This window comes from Pseudomonas syringae, assembly GCF_002157375.1.
GTDB classification, from domain to species: Bacteria; Pseudomonadota; Gammaproteobacteria; order Pseudomonadales; family Pseudomonadaceae; genus Aquipseudomonas; species Aquipseudomonas syringae_T.
Genome location: NZ_MTSA01000002.1, coordinates 160,152 through 178,999 on the forward strand (window position 1 = coordinate 160,152; position 18,848 = coordinate 178,999).

An 18,848-nucleotide genomic window follows, 5' to 3' on the forward strand; every position below is an offset into this window, starting at 1 on the left:
AACAGGCGGGATGGGTCATGGCTGATCGTCACGATTACGTGGCCCTTGAATGGCTCAAGGGCGAGATTGCCGAGACGTTGCGGCAGGCCAGGCATGCGCTGGATGCGTTCATCGAAGAGTCCGACGGCGCGGCGATGGCCGAGTGCCTGAACCTGGTGCATCAGGTTCACGGCAGCCTGCAGATGATCGAGTTCTACGGTGCCGCGTTGCTGGCCGAGGAAATCGAGCAATTGGTGCTGGCCGTTCAACAGAACCGCGTCGCCCATCCGGTCGAGTCCGAGCAACTGCTGATCCAGGCCATGAGCCAGCTACCGCTTTATCTGGAGCGAATCCACTCGGCGCGCCGTGACCTGCCGCTGGTGGTGCTGCCGTTGCTCAATGACCTGCGCAGCGCGCGGGGCGAGAGCCTGTTGTCGGAGACCAGCCTGTTTGCCCCGCAACTGGTCAACGTCCCGCCCCTTGATGACGAAGAGCTGGCACGGCGTAACACGCCGGAGCTGCCCAACCTGCTGCGCAAGCTGCGCCAGACGTTGCAGGCTGCCTTGGCAGGCCTGATGCGTGAGCAGGGCGTGCGCACTCAGCTCGGCTACATGGCCAAGGTCTTTGCCCGGCTGGAGCAATTGTGCGAGGACGCGCCACTGGGGCCGCTGTGGCGGATTTCCACGGCACTGGTCGAAACCATGCTCAACGGCAATTTCACCAACAGCCCGGCCCTGCGCAGCCTGTTGAAAGACGCCGACAAGGAACTCAAGCGTCTGGCCGAGCAGGGCGTGACGGGCATCAACCAGCCTGCGCCCGAAGAGTTGCTGAAAAGCCTGCTGTTTTACATCGCCAAGTCCGACAGCCTGGCGCCGAAGATGCTCGACCTCAAGGACCAATACGCGCTGGCAGATGCCTTGCCTGGCAGCGATGTGGTCAACGAAGAACGCGCGCGCATGGCCGGACCGGACCGGGACGCCATGCGTTCGGTGATCGTGGCATTGTGCGAAGGGCTGGTGCGGGTCAAGGAGCGGCTGGATGTGTTCGTGCGCGGGGATCGCCAGCACGTCAGTGAACTCAACGCACTGCTGCCACCGCTGCGCCAGATCGCCGACACGCTGGCGGTGCTCGGCTTCGGTCAGCCGCGCAAGGTGATCATCGATCAGCTTTCCGTCGTTCTGGGTCTGGCGCAGGGGCAGCGCGAACCCACTGACGGCGCGCTGATGGATGTCGCGGGCGCATTGCTGTACGTCGAATCGACCCTGGCGGGCATGGCCGGGAGCAACGAACAGTCGAGCCGCGAAGAAAGCCGCCTGCCGACCACCGACCTGACGCAGATCCATCAACTGGTGATTCGCGAAGCCCGCAATGTGCTGCAGCAGGCCAAGGACGTCATTCTCGATTACATCGATGGCGAGTGGGACCGGCAACGGCTCGACCCGCTCTGTGCCTTGCTGGTGCAGGTGCGCGGAGCGCTGGCGATGATCCCGCTGGCCCGCGCGGCGAGCCTGCTGGCGGCCTGTAACGAATACATTCAGGAACACCTGCTGGTGGACGAAACCCGTCCGACTGCGGTACAGCTCGATTGCCTGGCCGATACCCTGACCGGCATCGAGTACTACCTGGAACGCATGCTCGAGGACCACGAGGCGCCAGGTGATCAGGTGCTCGACATGGCCCAGCAGAGTCTGGCCCGTCTGGGCTACACGCCCGCAACGGACACCCTTGAAGTGCCGCTGCTCGACGAGATCATCACTCAGGACGAGTTGCTGGAGCTTGATGATCGCAAGGCGCTGGTCAGCCCGACGCAAACCATCGCGCAAGTGCTCGCCAGCCCGGTGTCTGCGGTCAATCCGCCTGCGCGCAACGTCCCGACCAGCCTGCTGCCGCCTTCCGCTGAAGAAGAGGCGGTGGACGACGAACTGCGCGATGTCTTTCTGGAAGAGGCCGACGAGGTGCTCGACGCTCTGGGCGAGTACCTGCCGCGCTGGTTTACGTCATTGGGTAACGGCGTCCAGTGGGACAGTGCTGCGCTGACTGAAGTGCGTCGTGCGTTTCACACCCTCAAGGGCAGCGGCCGGATGGTGCGGGCGCTGATTCTCAGCGAGCTGGCCTGGTCCGTGGAAAACCTGCTCAACCGGGTGCTGGAAGGCGAGGTGCTGCCCGGGCTGGAAGTGCAGCACCTGATGAGCGAAGTGCTGACGCTGTTGCCGTCGGTCATCCGCGATTTCGCCGACGGCGCGCAGTGCCAGCGCAACGATGTCGATCTGATGGCGGCTCGTGCCCATGCGCTGGCCAACGGTCTGGAAGCACCGACACTGGCTGCGTCCGGTGGAACGGCCACGGACAAGGCGCTGGACCCGCAGTTGCTGGATATCTTTCGTCAGGAAGCGCTCGGGCATCTGAACACGCTTGGCCGCTTCCTCGACACCGCCGAACAATCGGTATCGCCTTCGATCAGCGACGCCGTATTGCGCGCCCTGCATACGCTCAAAGGCAGCGCGCACATGGCCGAGGTTCTGCCGATTGCCGAGCTGGCCAACCCGCTCGATCAACTGGTGCGTGAGTACAAGGCCAACCTGATTGATATCGGTCCGCCTGAACTCGCCCTGTTGCGTCGCGCCGAACCCTTGCTGCATAAAGGGCTCGAGCAACTGGATACGACCCCGCTGGCGGAAATCCCAGGCGCGGCAGAGCTGATCGAAGCGGCTTTTTCGAGGCTCGATGAACGCCTCGCTGCGGTGCTTCGTGAATCGGACAACGGCTTGCGGATCAAGCGTAACCCCACGCTGATCGCCAGCTTTCTGGCCGAAGGCATGGACATTGTGCTGGATGCCGAAAACCTGCTGCGGCGCTGGCGTCAGCACCCCGGTGAGCGACAGGAACTGAGCGCACTGCTCGACGAATTGACCACCTTGGGTCATGGCGCTCACCTGGCCGATCTGCCGCAGGTCGATGAATTGTGTGAAGCCTTGCTCGACCTGTACGGCTCGGTCGAGGAAAGCAGCCTGGCGGTCAGCGAGCGCTTCTTCGATGTGGCGGAGAACGCCCACGAAGCGCTGATCAACATGCTTGATCAAGTGGCTGCCGGCCAGGATGTCGAGCCTCGCCCTGAGTGCGTGCGTGCCCTGCATGAACTGCTGGATCAGGCGCTTGATCCGTCAGCGACCGGGCTGGTCAAAAGCGATGGGCGCCAGACGCTGAGCGTCACCGAACTCAATGCGGCGACCGAGCAACTGGCCAGCGAGGCCGAACCGTCGGAAGTAGCCGGTCCGGACGACGAAATTGTCGACATCTTTCTCGAAGAAGCCGTCGATATTCTCGACAGCGCCGGGCAAGCCTTGCAGCGCTGGCTGGCGGACCCGGAAAACCCGGCGCCGCTGGCCTCGCTGCAACGCGACCTGCACACCCTCAAAGGGGGCGCGCGGATGGCGGAAGTGGTCGAGGTCGGCGACCTTGCTCACGAACTCGAAAACCTCTACGAAGGCTTGATCGACCGGCGCTTCAATCATTCAGCGGCATTGGCCGATCTACTGCACAAAAGTCACGACCACTTGGCGATCCTGCTGGAACAACTGTATCGGCAGGAGACGCTCAGCGATCCCTCGGCCTTGATCGATGCATTGGGCCGCTGCCGCAATGCCGAGAGCACCGGGCCGGACCTGCAAGCGCCGCCTCAAGCCAGCGAAGACCTGCCGGAGCAGGACAACGAGCTGCGTGAAGTCTTTCTCGAAGAAGGCTTCGACATCATCGAAAGCTCTGGCGCGGCCCTGGCCCGCTGGCAGACCGACCCGCACAACCTGCTGGAAGTCGAAAACCTGCTGCGCGACCTGCACACCCTCAAAGGGGGCGCACGGATGGTCGAGATCGCCCCGATCGGCGACCTCGCCCACGAGCTGGAAACGCTTTACGAGGGGCTTTCCGCCGGCAGCCTGCAGCCCGCCCCGTTGATGATCAGCCTGGTGCAGAGCGGCCACGATGTGCTGGCCGACATGCTGGACGCAGTGCGAAACGACAAGCCGTTGCCTGATGCGACGTTGCTGATCGAAAGCATCCGCACGCTGGCCAGCCAGGCACCCTTAGACCCGCCAGTGGTTTCCCTGGCGTCGGCGGTCGGTCCGGAACCTGTCGTGGTCGTGGCGCCGGTGGCCGACGGTGAGGCTGAGCGCAGTGGCCCGGAAATGGTCAAGGTGCCTGCCGAGCAACTGGAAGACCTGGTTAATCTGGCCGGCGAAACGTCTATCTTTCGTGGGCGAATCGAGCAGCAGGTACTCGATTCGCAGGTCACGCTGGTCGAGCTGGAAACCACCATCGAGCGGATGCGCGATCAGTTGCGCCGTCTGGACATGGAAACCCAGGGCCGCATTCTCAGTCGCGAGCAGGTGCAGGCCGAGCGGCTGGGCTATGAAGAGTTCGACCCGCTGGAAATGGATCGCCATTCCCAGTTGCAACAGTTGTCCCGCGCGCTGTTCGAGTCGGCCTCCGACCTGATGGATATCAAGGAAACCCTCGGCGCGCGCAACCGCGATGCTGAAACGCTGCTGTCGCAGCAGGCCAGGGTCAACACCCAGTTGCAGGAAGGCTTGATGCGCACGCGCATGGTGCCGTTCGAGCGACTGGTGCCGCGTTTGCGTCGCGTGGTGCGCCAGGTGGCGTCCGAACTGCACAAGAAGGTGCGTTTCGAGGTCGGCAATGCCGAAGGCGAAATGGACCGCAATGTGCTGGAACGGATGGTCGCCCCGCTGGAGCACATGCTGCGCAACGCCGTCGATCACGGCCTCGAGAGCACAGAAAAACGCATCGCTGCCGGTAAGCCGGAAGAGGGCTGCATCACCCTGGAGCTGATGCATGAGGGCGGCGACATCGTGATCGAACTGAGCGACGACGGTTCCGGCGTCGATCTGGCTGCGGTGCGCCGCAAGGCCATCAAGCGCGGCATGATTCATCCGGACGCCGAGCTGTCCGATCACGAAGTGTTGCCGTTCATCCTGCAAGCCGGGTTTTCCACCAGCGAGATCATCACCCAGATTTCCGGGCGTGGCGTCGGTATGGATGTGGTGCATGCCGAGGTCAAGCAACTGGGCGGCTCGATGGTCATCGACTCGCTGCCTGGAAAGGGCACGCGCTTTCGCATTCGTCTGCCGATTTCAGTGTCGGTCAACCGGGCACTGATGGTGACCTGCGGCGAAGAGCAGTATGCCGTGCCGCTCAACACGGTCGATGGCATCGTGCGGGTAATGGCCAACGAGCTGGACGCTTATTACCAGACGGTTCCACCGCGCTATCAGTACGGCGGACGCAGCTACGAGCTGCGCTATCTGGGCGAGTTGCTGGGCAACAGTCCACCAAGACTGGTCGGGCAACTGCAGCCGCTGCCGGTGTTGCTGGTGCATTTGCAGGATCAGTGGGTGGCGGTGCAGGTCGATGCGTTGGCGGGTTCGCGGGAAATCGTGGTCAAGAGCCTGGGTACGCAGTTTTCCAGAGTGCAGGGGATTTCCGGCGCGACCATCCTGGGCGATGGCCGCGTGGTGCTGATTCTCGACCTGATGGCGCAGATTCGTACCTTGCAGCGCCTGCCGTTCAACGGCGGCGCGCCTGCGCCCTACACTGAAATCGAGCACGCCAGGCCGTTGCTGGTGATGGTGGTGGACGATTCGGTGACCGTGCGCAAGGTGACCGGCCGGTTGCTCGAACGCCACGGCATGCACGTGCTGACCGCCAAAGACGGGATCGATGCGATGAGCCTGTTGCAGGAACACACGCCCGACATCATGTTGCTGGATATCGAAATGCCGCGCATGGACGGCTTTGAAGTGGTCAGTCAGATACGCCAGGACGAACAACTGAAGGCACTGCCCATCATCATGATCACTTCCCGCTCCGGCCAGAAACACCGCGACCGGGCGATGGCGCTGGGCGTCAACGAGTACCTGAGCAAGCCTTATCAAGAGAACGTGCTGTTGGAAAGCATCGCTTACTGGAGTCAGGTCAATGTCTGAAGGTACGTTCCAGACCAGTCGGCTCACCAGCCTGACCGGCCTGCTGTTGCCATTGAGCGACCGCCATTTGCTGGTGCCCAATGTCGCGGTCGCCGAGCTGATCGACTATCAGGACAGCAGCGCTGAACCGGGCGCGCCCGAATGGTATCTGGGGTTGATCAGCTGGCGCGAACTGAGCTTGCCACTGCTCAGCTTCGAAGCGGCCTGCGGCGGGCGCACGCGGGTGGGCGGTCGCGCCCGGATCGTGGTGCTCAACGCGTTAGGGGGGCGCAACGACATCCGCTTCATCGCTCTGCTGACCCAAGGCATTCCGCGCTCGTGCAAGGTCGACAGCCAGCTGAGCTACGTCGACGTGCCCTTGACCGAACTGGAACTCGCCGCCGTGCAGATCGGCGAAACCGTCGCGCGCATTCCCGACCTGCAAGGGCTGGAACAGTGGTGGGTGGATTCGGGACTTGCGCCCTAGCCGACCTCTTGGAAGCGGACGCGGAGCGTCCAGAACGGCATGCCCACGCGGAGCATGGGTACGATCAGCTTTCTTGGCCGCCCCGCGTTCCGCACGCCCCAGCCGTACACCGCTCGTCCCGCATGCTCCAGCCTTACCCTGATCGTTCCGCACGCTCCAGCGTGGGAATGCCTTGGGTGACGCTCCGCGTCACAAATCTGCGCTGCACCGCACAGTCAGCGTCGGACCCAAGGCGTCCAGAGCGGCACGCTCACGCGGAAAAATTTCACGACGAACAGCTGATTTCCAGGTGCTTGCCCCAGTCCGGTGGACGTTGGGCGTAGCTTTCCATGCCTGCTTGCTCGGTGAACGGGTGGCAGAGTACGTCGTGCAGACGGCGGACTTCTTCGTAGTCGCCTTTTTCAGCGGCGATGATGGCGTTCTGGGCCAGGTAGTTGCGCAAGATATACAGCGGGTTAACAGCATGCATACGGGCCTGACGGTCTTGCTCGGTGCCGCTGTCTTCCCGGCCGATGCGTGCCAGATACGTCTCGGCCCAGGCGTCGAAGCCCTTGATGTCGACAAAGTCGTCGCGCAAGGTGCGCAGCGCTTCGGCGGCAGGCTGATCCCCCAAGCGGCGGAAGAACAGGGTGTAATCCACGCTGCTGCCCTGCATCAGTTGCAGTAACTGGCCGATCTGTTTTTCGTCCTGCTCCTCGGCAGCGGTCAGCCCCAGGCGACGGCGCATCAGGTCGAGGTAGTGCGCCTGATACAGCGGCAAAAACAGGCCGATTGTCTCGCGCAACGCTTCCACACTGATGAACGGCGTCAAGGCTTGCGCCAAGGCGCTGAGGTTCCATTGCGCGATGGGCACCTGATTGCTGAAGGAATAGCGGCCTTCATGATCGGAATGATTGCAGATGAAGTGCTCATCGAAATCATCCAGAAACGCGAACGGCCCGAAGTCGAAGGTAATGCCCAGAATCGACATGTTGTCGGTGTTCATCACGCCGTGGCAGAAACCGTACGCCTGCCACTTGGCAATCAGCTCGGCATTGCGCTCGACAATCTCCCGGAACATCGCCAGATAAGGTTCGGGCTGTTCCTGACAATGCGGGTAATGCATGGTCAGCACATGTTCGGCCAGCGTCTTCAACTGCTCCGGCTGCTTGGTGTAGAAAAAATATTCAAGGCTGCCAAAGCGCACATGACTCTGCGCCAGGCGCAGCACCATCGCGGCATGTTCCTGGGTTTCACGCCATACCGGCGTGCTGGAACTGACCACGCACCCCGCGCGGCTGCTGGGGATGCCCAGCGCGTGCAGCGCCTCGGAAGCCAGAAACTCCCGGATCGACGAACGCAGTACCGCGCGGCCATCGCCCATCCGCGAATACGGCGTGCGGCCGGCGCCCTTGAGGTGCAGGTCCCAATGCTCGCCCGCTTCGTTGTACACCTCGCCCAGCAACAGGCCCCGGCCATCGCCCAGGCGCGGGTTGTAGGAGCCGAATTGGTGGCCTGAATAAACCATCGCCCGCGGTTCAGCGTCTGCCCAGAGTTTATGGCCACTGAATATTTCCGCGAACAGCGGTAACTCCGCGTCTTCAGGGGCCAGGTCCAGCAGTGCCAAGGCTGATTGGCTGGCGACCACAAGACGTGGCGCGTCGATAGGCTCAGGCAACACATGGGTGGAAAACGCATCGCCCAGACGGGCAAAGCGGTTGTCGAAAGTGAGTTCGTCGAGTGCTTTCACAGCGTTTCGCCTCCAGAGGAGAATGTCAGGCTTGCAACGGGACGGCGGCCTGTCGGGCTCGTCGGGCGGTTTTCAACGATCAGAACCCGTAGACCCAGGCCGCCAGCGGTAGTTCTGGCGATAGTTATCGGGCCGGACTACCGGTTCCGGCTGCGTTCGTAAGCGGCCAGAATCGTGCGCTCCGATTGCACCAGATAGTCTTCGAGCATGCGGGTGGCTTCGTCGGGCTTGCCGGCGTCGAGGCGGCCAAGGACGGCGGCGTTCATGTCCAGATAGGGCGAATGGAGCAGTTCGGGGTTGTTGAGCAGCCCGAACGCCAGGCGCAATTCTGCCGAGATCTGTGCGTAAAAAGTCACCAGTCGCGGGCTGTCGGACAGCTCGACGATGGCCTTGTGAAACATCATGTTGGCCGTGCCCACGGCAATCCAGTCATTGGCTTCACGGGCGCGCACGCCAGCCTCGACCGCATTGCGCATGTGCTGCACGCCCGGGTGCTGGGGATACGCCTGAGCGATCGCCCTGCATTCGATAAAGCGCCGGATGCGATAAATGTCGATGATCGAGGCCATATCAGGTTTGGCCACGGTCACGCCGCGATTGGGTTCGTGGGTGAGTAACCCTTCGCGGGTCAGGATTCTGAACGCTTCTCTCAAGGTATTGCGGGAAATCTGCAGGCTTTCGGCCAGGGCCGCTTCCGAGAGGCGTTGACCGGGAACCAGTTCGCCCTCAACCAGCATTCTGCGAAGTTCTGTGGTGATGGATTCTCCAAGGGTACGGGGGAGGGCAGAAGCAGCGTCGTTCATAAAGGGTCCAGAGAGAGAAAAGCCGAGTCGATATTCCACGACAGCTCATTGGCTGGCAAGGACGAAGGTCACCCGATGCCTCATCAGGTAGCACTCATGAGTCTGTGCGTAACAACATGGTGCATATGGTTGACCTATGTCGGATGGATTGTTCAACAATATTATCGTTATGTATCTACAGCTTGGCGCACTTGAATGAGCGTTGGCATGCTCATTGCTCAGGCTGAATACCTCTCCTCTCAGGAATGCCGCCGTGACACAGACTGCCAATGAGTTCACCAAGGCGCGTCGCGCCTCATTGATCGCCGCGATCTTCATGATGGCCACCTCTGCCATCGGCCCAGGCTTTCTGACCCAGACCGCCACCTTCACCGCGACGCTGGGGGCGGCGTTTGCGTTCGGCATTCTGGCGTCGATCCTGATCGACTTCGTGGTGCAACTGAATGTCTGGCGGATCGTCACGCTGACCAAAATGCGTGCGGCTGATCTGGCCAACGCGGCGATTCCGGGCAGCGGCTATCTGCTGGCAGTGCTGGTGATCTTTGGCGGGCTGGTGTTCAGCCTGGGCAACATTGCCGGTGCGGGTCTGGGGCTGAATGCGCTGATCGGCCTTGATCCCAAATGGGGTGGCGCCTTGAGTGCGCTGATCGCCATCGCGATCTTTTCTTCCCATCGCGCAGGCATTGCGATGGACCGCATCATGATGGTGCTGGGCACCCTGAAAGTCGGTCTGATCCTGTTCGCCGCCTTTGCCTCGCACCCTCCGCTGGGCGAGGCGCTGCGCCAGACCGTCTTGCCGGATCTGGTCGATTTCGCGGCCATTACCACCATCGTAGGCGGTACGGTCGGTGGTTACATCACTTATGCCGGCGCGCACCGCTTGCTTGATCGCGGCACCGTCGGGGTAGAGAACATCGACGTGGTGTCCAAGGCAGCGCTGACCGGTATTCTGGTCACCGGCATCGTCCGTTACGTGTTGTTTCTGGCAATTCTTGGCGTGGTCGCCAGTGGCGTCGTCATCGACGTGTCCGGCAAGGGCGCAAACCCTGCGGCCCAGGCATTCACTGCGGCTGCCGGCAACTTCGGCCTGATCATGTTCGGTCTGGTGCTCTGGGCCGCCGGTATCAGCAGCGTGATCGGTGCCTCCTATACTTCGATGTCGTTCATCACGGTGTTCTCGAAACACATCACCGAACGGGGGCGTAATCTGGCCACGGTCGGTTTTATCCTGATCGCGGTGATCGTCTACCTGATGCTGGGCAAACCGCCAGCCGCGTTGCTGGTGTTTGCGGGCGGCTTCAACGGCTTGATCCTGCCGCTCGGGCTGAGCATTTTCATGTACGTCGGCTGGCGCCGTTCGGACATGATGGACGGCTATCACTACCCGCGCTGGTTATTGGTGCTGGGCGTGCTGACCTGTCTGTTGTCGTGGTACATGGCGTTCAAGTCGGCCGGTCCCATCTTTGCCTTTATCAATGCAGCCTGATTTCGGAGAACAAAAAATGCCTGCAATAGACCTGAACAGCGACCTCGGCGAAAGCTTCGGCGCCTGGCGTATGGGCGACGACGAGGCGATTCTCGACGTGGTCAGCAGTGCCAACGTGGCCTGCGGTTTTCATGCCGGCGACCCCGCCGGAATCCTGCGCACCCTTGAAGCCGCTGCGGCGCGGGGCGTTTCGATCGGTGCCCATGTCGCGTACCCGGACCTTGTCGGGTTTGGCCGTCGCAACATGGACATCCCGTCCGATCAGTTGATGGCCGACGTCATCTATCAGATCGGCGCACTGCAAGGCCTGGCCCGTAGCGCCGGGACATCCGTCAGTTACGTCAAACCTCATGGCGCGCTGTACAACACCATTGCCGGCGACTCGCGTCAGGCGGCGGCGGTCATTCAGGCGCTGTTGCGCGTCGACCCGGCCTTGAAACTGGTGTGCCTGGCCAACTCACCGCTGCTCGACCAGGCGCGCGAAGCCGGAGTGTCCTGCGTGGCTGAAGCCTTCGCCGACCGCGCCTACACCGCCGAAGGCACGCTGGTGTCCCGTTCCCGACCCGGTGCCGTGCTGCACGATGCCGAGTTGATCGCTGAACGCATGTTGCGCCTGGTGCGCGACGGCGTCATCGAGGCAGAGGACGGTCGCGAGATCAGCCTGCAAGCCGATTCGATCTGTGTGCATGGCGACAGCCCGGGCGCCGTGAACATCGCGCGACTCCTGAAAAGTCGTTTGCACGACGCAGGCGTGACCGTCCGCGCATTCGGTCGAGGCTGATCATGAATACATTGCAACAGGCGCGTCAGGCCGCTCTCGCCGCCCGAGCCCGTTACCGCGAAGGGTTTGTCTCGCCGACCGCTGGCCAGGCGCCTGGTCTGACCCAGTGCAACATGATCACCCTGCCGCGCGACTGGGCGTATGACTTTCTGCTGTTTGCGCAACGCAACCCGCAAGCCTGCCCGGTGCTGGACGTGACCGAGCCTGGCAGCTACACCACCTTGCTGGCCGAACAGGCTGACTTGCGTACCGACTTGCCGCTGTATCGGGTCTGGCGTGATGGCCAACTGGCCGAGGAAGTCAGCGACGCCCGTGACGTCTGGGCGCAGCACAACGATCTGGTCAGCTTTCTGATCGGGTGCAGCTTCACCTTCGAAACCGACCTGATGCACGCCGGGATCGACGTGCGACACATCAGCGAAGGCTGCAACGTGCCGATGTATCGCAGCAACCGTCTCTGTCGGCCTGCCGGTCGGTTACACGGCGAGATGGTCGTGTCGATGCGACCCATCGCGGCAGACCGGGTCGCCGAAGCGGCCCGCATCACCGGGCGCTATCCCGGTGTGCATGGCGCGCCCGTGCATGTCGGCGAGCCTGAACGGCTCGGCATCAAGGACCTTGCGCGTCCGGACTTCGGCGATGCGGTGACCATCAAACCCGGCGAGATCCCCGTGTTCTGGGCCTGCGGCGTGACGCCTCAAGCGGTGGTCATGGCGTCCCGTGTGCCGTTCGCAATTTCCCACGCACCGGGCCATATGTTCATCACCGATATCCCGGACAGCTACTACCACGTATAGGAGAGGCTCATGCGTTTCTACCCGGCCAACCTGGATGCACTTCTGGTTGAACTGTCGAATCTGGACGAGACCCTGGCCCTGTTCGAATCGTTGCAGCAAACGCCCATCGCGGGTGTGGAAGAGATCGTGCCGGCTGCCCGGACGTTGCTGGTGCATTTTCGCCCCGCAGCGATTGGCTTCGAAGCCTTGGCAACGCAGCTTGCGTCACGCGACATTCGCGGTCAGGCGCGTGAGCCTGGCAAGCTGATTGAAATTCCGGTGCATTACAACGGCGAGGACCTGGCCGATGTCGCCCGCGAGCTGGATATCAGCGTCGAAGAAGTGATAAAGCGCCACACCGGCAGCGATTACAACGTTGCCTTCTGCGGCTTCGCCCCCGGCTTTGCCTACCTCAGCGGTGGCGCTGGCTTCGTGGTGCCACGGCGCGCCACGCCCCGCACCCGTATTCCGGCCGGTGCGGTAGCGCTGGCCGGTGGCTTCAGCGGTATTTATCCACAGGCCAGCCCCGGCGGCTGGCAGATCATCGGCGTCACCGACTCAAAAATGTGGGATTTGCAGCGGGACGAGCCCGCCTTGCTTCAGCCCGGTTATCGCGTGCGCTTCCAGGATGCGGGGCCGCTGCCTGTAACCGGCGTGTCGGTGCCCGCACCGGTTCGTCAGCAGGCTTCGACGGTCACCGAGGACTACCTGGAGATCACCGCGCCAGGCCTGCAAACCCTGTTTCAGGACCTGGGTCGACCCGGTCAGGCCGGGCAGGGCGTTTCTGCTTCAGGCGCACTGGACCGTGGCGCATTGCGTGCAGCCAATCGCGCGGTCGGCAATGAGCCAGGCACTGCTTGCCTGGAAATCCTCATGGGTGGCCTGACGTTCACCTGTCAGGGCCAGACGGTGGTGGCGGTCACCGGGGCTCAGGTGCCTGTCGAGGTGCTGACGGCTGATGGCCAACGATTACAGCCCCCTGTTTATGCGCCCTTTTCCTTGCAGAGCGGCGATCAGGTGAGTATTGGATCGCCGACTGCCGGGTTGCGCAGCTACCTCGCGGTTCGCGGCGGTTTTGTTCAGGAACCCGTGCTGGGCAGCCTCTCCACCGACACGTTGGCGCAGGTTGGCCCCGCCGCGCTGGCGGCCGGTGACCGGCTGGGCTTCAAGCGCAGAACCGGCGGACACGCCGTGTCGACTGCCGAGCAACCAGCCTTCGACATGCCGCGTAACGATCAGGTCATCACGCTGGATGTGGTCATGGGGCCACGCAGCGACTGGTTCACCGCCGAGGCGCAGCAATTGCTGGCGCAACAGACCTGGCAGGTGACGCCGCAATCCAACCGGATCGGTATTCGCCTGGCGGGCGAGCAGTCACTGGAGCGCGCCGTCAGTGGCGAACTGCCCAGCGAGGGCACCACGGTCGGCGCGATTCAGGTGCCGCCAAGCGGCCAGCCGGTGCTGTTCCTGGCCGATCACCCGCTGACGGGTGGCTACCCGGTCATCGGCGCCGTTGCCACCTATCACCTGGACAAGGCCGGGCAGATCCCGGTCAACGCCCGCATTCGTTTCAACCCGCTGAGCACGTTCGAGCCAGTGCGCCCCGCCACTTCAGACGAGACCCACAACAGATGAAAAAGGTTCTGATTGCCAACCGTGGCGAAATTGCCGTACGTATTGCCCGTGCCTGCCGAGACTATGGTGTCGCTTCGGTGGCGGTGTATGCCGATGCTGACATCGATGCGCTGCACGTGCGCCACGCCGATGAAGCGTATGGCTTGCAGGGCGAGCGCCCGACCGACACGTACCTGAACATCGAGAAACTGCTGGCAATCGCGGCTCGCTCGGGTGCCGACGCGGTTCACCCCGGCTACGGTTTCCTTTCCGAGCGAGCCGAGTTCGCCCGTGCCGTGATCGACGCCGGCCTGACCTGGATCGGCCCCGATCCTGCGACCATCGACGCACTGGGCGACAAGGTTCAGGCCCGGCGCATCGCCCTCAACGTCGGTGCGCCTTTGGTGGCCGGTACTGCAAACCCGGTGAGCGATGCCTCCGAAGTGGTCGCATTCGCTGAACAGCATGGCCTGCCGATTGCCATCAAAGCCGCGTTCGGTGGTGGCGGTCGTGGCTTGAAGGTCGCCTGGAAGCTGGATGAAGTCGCCGAACTGTACGAGTCGGCCGTGCGCGAAGCGATTTCGGCGTTTGGCCGTGGCGAGTGCTTCGTCGAGCGCTTTCTGGACCGTCCACGCCACATCGAAGCGCAGATCATCGCTGACCGTCATGGTCGTGTTGTCGTCGTCGGCACCCGCGATTGTTCGTTGCAACGCCGTAATCAGAAGCTGATCGAAGAAGCACCAGCGCCTTACCTGAGCGATGAGCTGCGCCAGCGCATTCACGAATCGGCCCGCGCGGTCTGCGCCGAAGCCGGTTATGTCGGTGCCGGGACGGTGGAGTTCCTGCTCAGCGGCGATGGCACGCTGTCGTTTCTGGAGGTCAACACCCGCTTGCAGGTGGAGCACCCGGTCACCGAAGAAACCAGCGGCATCGACCTGGTCATCGAGCAACTGCGCGTGGCTGACGGCCTGCCACTGTCGTTCGACGGCACGCCTGTACCGCGCGGCCACAGCTTCGAATTCCGTATCAACGCCGAAGACGCAGGCAACGGCTTCCTGCCGACGCCGGGCACCATCGATGTGTTTCAGCCGCCGTCCGGGCCGGGCGTGCGCCTGGACACCGGCGTGACCGAAGGCTCGCGAGTGTCACCGAACTTCGATTCGATGATCGCCAAACTGATCGTCACCGGCGCAACCCGCGAACAGGCCATCAGACGTGCCCGTCGCGCCCTGGCCGAGTTCAAGGTAGAAGGCGTCGCCACCGTGCTGCCGTTCCATCGGGCGGTCATGGCCCATGCCGACTTCACCGCTGCCGACACCTTCGCCGTACACACCCGCTGGATCGAAACCGACTTCGCCGAACACGTCACCCTCGCCCCCCGCAATGCCACGCCGGTCGACCCGGGCGTGCTGCGCACCTTCGTCGAAATCGACGGTAAACGCCACGAACTGGGCCTGCCCGCTGCGCTGCTGCGAGGCATGAGCCTGAACCCGGCAGCACCGGCTGATACCCATCAGCCCGCTGCCGACGCCCCGGACCCACACGCAGTGCTGACCCCGGTAGCCGGCAATCTGCACGCCTGGGCGGTTGAGGACGGTGCGACGGTAGAAAAGGGGCAGGTGATCGCGATCATGGAAGCCATGAAGATGGAAACATCGATACTGGCACCGTGTGCCGGGCAGTTGAAGATGAGCAAAGAGCCTGGCGGGTATCTGGAGGCTAAGGTGGTGATTGGGCGGGTTGAGGCTGCTGACTGATCAGTTTGGTAAGTGCGCCGCACAACCGGCAGCCACCGCTGCCGGTTATTCCATACTCAACCTCAGTCCAGCCTCAACTCCGGCGGCTCTGGCGCGTCTTTGGTGGCCGGGGTGACTTGAGTGTTCACGGGCTGCAGCGTCGTCTGTCCGGTGGGTGCGCCGGATTTTTCGCTCGGCTCGGCGGGGACCAGTTTGTATTCCAGGCCCTGGGTGTTCTTGAGGTAGATCTCCATCTGGCGGAACGAGATGTTGATGTGCTGCTTCTTGAATTCGCGGTTGATGAAGCGGTTGATCTCGTCCAGCACCGGGTTGCGGTCGCCCAGGTCGCGCACGTGCATGCGCAGTTCGTGGTCGAGGGTGCTTTCGCCGAAGTTCAGGAAGTAGACGATGGGCTCCGGGTCTTTGAGGACGCGAGGGTTTTCCCGGGCCGCTTGCAGCAGCAACGAGCGCACCAGATCGAGGTCCGAGCCGTAATCCACGCCCAGCTTGAGGGTTACGCGGGTCACGGTGTCGGTCAGCGACCAGTTGATGAGCTGGCCGGTGATGAACGTCTTGTTCGGGACGATGATGTCCTTGCGGTCGAAGTCGGTGATGGTCGTGGCGCGGATGCGGATCTTGCTGACCGTCCCCGACAGGGCGCCGATGGTGATGGTGTCGCCGATCCGCACCGGGCGTTCGAAGAGGATCATGATGCCGGAGATGAAGTTGGCGAAGATCTCCTGCATGCCGAACCCCAGGCCTACCGACAGCGCTGCGACCAGCCACTGCAATTTGTCCCAGCTCACGCCCAGCGTCGACAGCGTGGTCACGAAGCCGATGCCGGCGATGGTGTAGGACAGCAGAGTGGTGGTGGCGTAGGCGCTGCCTTGTGCCAGGTTCATGCGTGACAGCACCAGCACCTCCAGCAGGCCGGGCAGGTTGCCCGCCAGCAGGAAGGTGGTGACGATGATCACGCCGGCACCCAGGAAGTCGCTCAGGCTGATCGGCACCATGCTCATGTTGGCGCCGGTGCCGCTGGTGTATTCGTAGAGGATGATGTTGTCCAGGTAGGCGAAGACTGTGATCAGCTCGGCCCAGACCAGGTACAGCGCGCCGACGAAACCGGCCAGCAAGGCCAGACGGATCAGGCGCAACGACTGCTGGTTGACCTGTTCGATGTCCAGTTTCGGCTCTTCGACGGGGATGTCGCTGTCGCCGTTTTCTCTCGCCGCCTGACGCTTGGCCAGTGCCCGTTGATAAGCCAGTCGCCGTGCCGCAACGCCCAGGCCACGCACGAAGGTCGCCTCGACCATCAACCAGATCATCATCAGGTACAGGGTGTCGATCAGGCGGTCGCTGAGCTTGAGTGCGGTGTAGTAATAACCGAAGCACACGGCCAGAAACAGTGCGACTGGCAGCGCCGTGAACGCCACACCAATCGCCTTGCGGAACAGCGAAGCGTTGTGGTGCGTAGGGCTTGAAATCAGCAATCGACCCAGCAACCACGCCATCAGTGCGTAGCAGGTCAGAACGACGCCGATGCCCAGCACGTCTTCGGACAGCGCGGCCGGCTGGTGTTCGGCCACGGCGACGACAGCCACCAGCGCCAGCACCACCAGCCCGAGGCGACGGACCCAGCCGCGGAGGAATTCGACCTGCGCGGTTTCCCAGCGGAAGTGCAGCTGCGCGACGCCTTGAGGGGCCAGGACGCGGTAGGCGGTGTAGAACACCAGCCACGCCAGAGCGATTTGCAGCAGGGCTTCGCCCAGGTTGGCGTTTTGCCCGCGGGCGTCGATTTGCAGGGCATAGCCGCACAGCGCCAGGCCCAGCGCAACCGGCATCGCCAGCAGGACGTTGATCAGCAGCGCCAGCGGGGTCTTCCACTGGCTGTCACGCTTGAAGTGGCCGATATCGGCATGCAGACGGTTGAGCTTCTGGTAAAGCGCCTTGCGTCTCCAGGTCAGCACGGCAATCAACAGCAGCAGCGGCAGGAACAGCAGAGGCCGCTGGGTCAGGCCATCCGACAGCTCGCTGAGGCTGGAGGTCCAGGGCAGGGTAGCGACCTGTTTTTCCAGGCGCGGCCAGATGTTCTGGAACCACTCCAGGTCCAGTGGCTTGTTGCTGGGAATCCAGAACATCTGTTCGTCCAGCGTGGAGCGCAGGCCCATCGCCGTGCTGGTCAGTTGCTTTTGGTTCAGTTGCAGCGTGATGGACTCATTGAGCAGCGCGCTCAGTTCACGGTTCAGGCGCTCCAGCAGATCGCTGCGGGTAATCGCCAGATCGAGCAGGGTTCTGCGCAGTTGTGGCGTGACGTTTTCAGGGGGTTGAGTGGCGAGCAGGCGATCGACGTAAGCGTTCGGGGTGCTCATCTGCTCGCGCTTCTGATTGATGTCGAACTGATACAGGCGAATGTTGGCGATTTCGTCAGCCAGGCCCTTGTCCAGCTCCAGGTGCGGCAGTGCCTGTTTCTGTTTGTAGAGAATCTTGGACAGCAGCAGGCTGCCGCTCAGCACGTTGATCTGTTCGCTGAGGGCCTGATCGGTCTGCGTCAGGTTGTCGAGCTGTTGCTTGGTCTTGAGGTTCTGCTGGGTCAGTTCGTTGAGGCGATCGGTGCCGCGCAACAGGTAGTCGGACAGCTTGAGGTTTTCAGCGCTCTCGGTCGCCAGCAGGCTGCTGCCTCCCGACTTCTGCGCTTCGAGAGACAGCTCGGCCACGGTTTTCTGCGACTGGGCACGACGTTTGTCGTTGATCAGGGTTTGCAGGTCCTGAATTTCCTGTTCTTGACGCGCGACTTTTTCAGTCAGCAAGTCATGCTGGCTGTTACCAAGATCCTGTAGCTGGCTGTTGCCGGCCAGTTCCTGGCGACGCAACAGGTTCAGGGCATTGATCGACGCCAGCTCGGCGTTGAGCAAATTGCGCTGGTCTGCATTGAGCGCCTTCCCGTTGTCCTTGCCGCTTTTGAGGATGGCATTGATCTGCTGAATGCGTGTCTGGTTGGCGCTGATTTCAGCCTGTGCGCGTTCTGGTCGCGTCTGTGCCGTGATGGCCAGGCTGTTGGCGTCGTTGAGTTCGCTCTGCAAGTCACTCTGCTGCGTGCTGCGCTGGCTGAGAAGCTGCTCCAGTTGCGGTACATCAAGGCCGCCATAGCGCTGTGCAACCGGCACGGCTTTGCTCTCTTTCAGGCGCGCCAGCTCACGCTGGTTGTCCGAGGTCTGTTTCGGGGCCTGAGCCAGTTGCTGCTTGAGCGCGGTCAGCTTCTGTTCGCTGTCCTGTTTGCTGGCCAGAAACGCCAGCGTCTGCTCAAGCACTTGCTGCAATGCCTTCTGATCGGCATCGGGCAGCTTGCGGTCGGCAATTTTGTCGAGGCTTTGCTGCACGGCTTCAGCGGTTGGCGGTTCGGCGGCCAGCGCCGGAAAGGTAGACAGGCAAAGTGCAAACAGTGCGGCAGCACAAATGGAACGCAGGGAAAACATAGACAC

General features: G+C 62.5%; 10 protein-coding genes. 7 read left to right on the plus strand and 3 right to left on the minus strand.

The annotated features are described in order from the left end of the window. Window positions 1-17 precede the first annotated feature (17 nt). Together BW686_RS02740 and BW686_RS02745 are read left to right on the plus strand one after the other, a co-directional pair. Window positions 18-5,978 (plus strand): Hpt domain-containing protein, encoded by a 5,961-nt coding sequence (locus BW686_RS02740; protein WP_084914101.1) that lies wholly within the window; start codon window positions 18-20, stop codon window positions 5,976-5,978. Then, on the plus strand, window positions 5,971-6,444 hold the full coding sequence (locus tag BW686_RS02745) for a chemotaxis protein CheW (RefSeq protein WP_084914102.1): 474 nt from the start codon (window positions 5,971-5,973) through the stop codon (window positions 6,442-6,444). Before BW686_RS02740 ends, BW686_RS02745 begins: the two co-directional genes overlap by 8 nt. A 265-nt stretch (window positions 6,445-6,709) precedes the next feature. Here BW686_RS02745 and selO read toward each other — a convergent pair whose 3' ends face one another. Both selO and BW686_RS02760 read right to left on the minus strand, forming a co-directional pair. Further along, a complete protein-coding gene (selO, locus tag BW686_RS02755; RefSeq protein WP_084914103.1) occupies window positions 6,710-8,173 on the minus strand; it encodes a protein adenylyltransferase SelO in 1,464 nt (487 codons plus the stop codon). A 137-nt stretch (window positions 8,174-8,310) separates the two neighbouring features. Then, window positions 8,311-8,976, minus strand: a complete 666-nt coding sequence (locus tag BW686_RS02760) for a GntR family transcriptional regulator (protein WP_084914104.1) — start codon at window positions 8,974-8,976, stop codon at window positions 8,311-8,313. A 253-nt stretch (window positions 8,977-9,229) separates the two neighbouring features. On the opposite strand from BW686_RS02760, the gene BW686_RS02765 reads away from it, so the two are divergent. From BW686_RS02765 to BW686_RS02785, 5 genes are read left to right on the plus strand one after another with little or no spacing between them, the layout of a single operon-like run. Then, entirely contained in the window at window positions 9,230-10,462 is a 1,233-nt protein-coding gene (locus tag BW686_RS02765; protein ID WP_084914105.1) for an NRAMP family divalent metal transporter, read from the plus strand. Window positions 10,463-10,478: 16 nt separating this feature from the next. After that, the gene (locus BW686_RS02770; protein WP_084914311.1) at window positions 10,479-11,243 is read left to right on the plus strand and encodes a LamB/YcsF family protein; all 765 of its coding nucleotides are present in this window, start codon (window positions 10,479-10,481) and stop codon (window positions 11,241-11,243) included. A gap of 2 nt (window positions 11,244-11,245) precedes the next feature. Further along, window positions 11,246-12,040 (plus strand): putative hydro-lyase, encoded by a 795-nt coding sequence (locus BW686_RS02775; RefSeq protein WP_084914106.1) that lies wholly within the window; start codon window positions 11,246-11,248, stop codon window positions 12,038-12,040. A 9-nt stretch (window positions 12,041-12,049) separates the two neighbouring features. Next, a complete protein-coding gene (locus BW686_RS02780; protein ID WP_084914107.1) occupies window positions 12,050-13,654 on the plus strand; it encodes a 5-oxoprolinase/urea amidolyase family protein in 1,605 nt (534 codons plus the stop codon). Continuing rightward, window positions 13,651-15,390: an acetyl/propionyl/methylcrotonyl-CoA carboxylase subunit alpha gene (locus BW686_RS02785; RefSeq protein WP_084914108.1), complete on the plus strand. Its 1,740-nt coding sequence runs from the start codon at window positions 13,651-13,653 to the stop codon at window positions 15,388-15,390. The genes BW686_RS02780 and BW686_RS02785 overlap by 4 nt, the downstream gene beginning before the upstream one ends. Before the next feature lie 62 nt (window positions 15,391-15,452). Here the strand turns inward: BW686_RS02785 and mscK are convergent, their stop codons facing one another. Next, window positions 15,453-18,842: a mechanosensitive channel MscK gene (mscK, locus tag BW686_RS02790; protein ID WP_179149163.1), complete on the minus strand. Its 3,390-nt coding sequence runs from the start codon at window positions 18,840-18,842 to the stop codon at window positions 15,453-15,455. Between the last annotated feature and the right edge of the window lie 6 nt (window positions 18,843-18,848).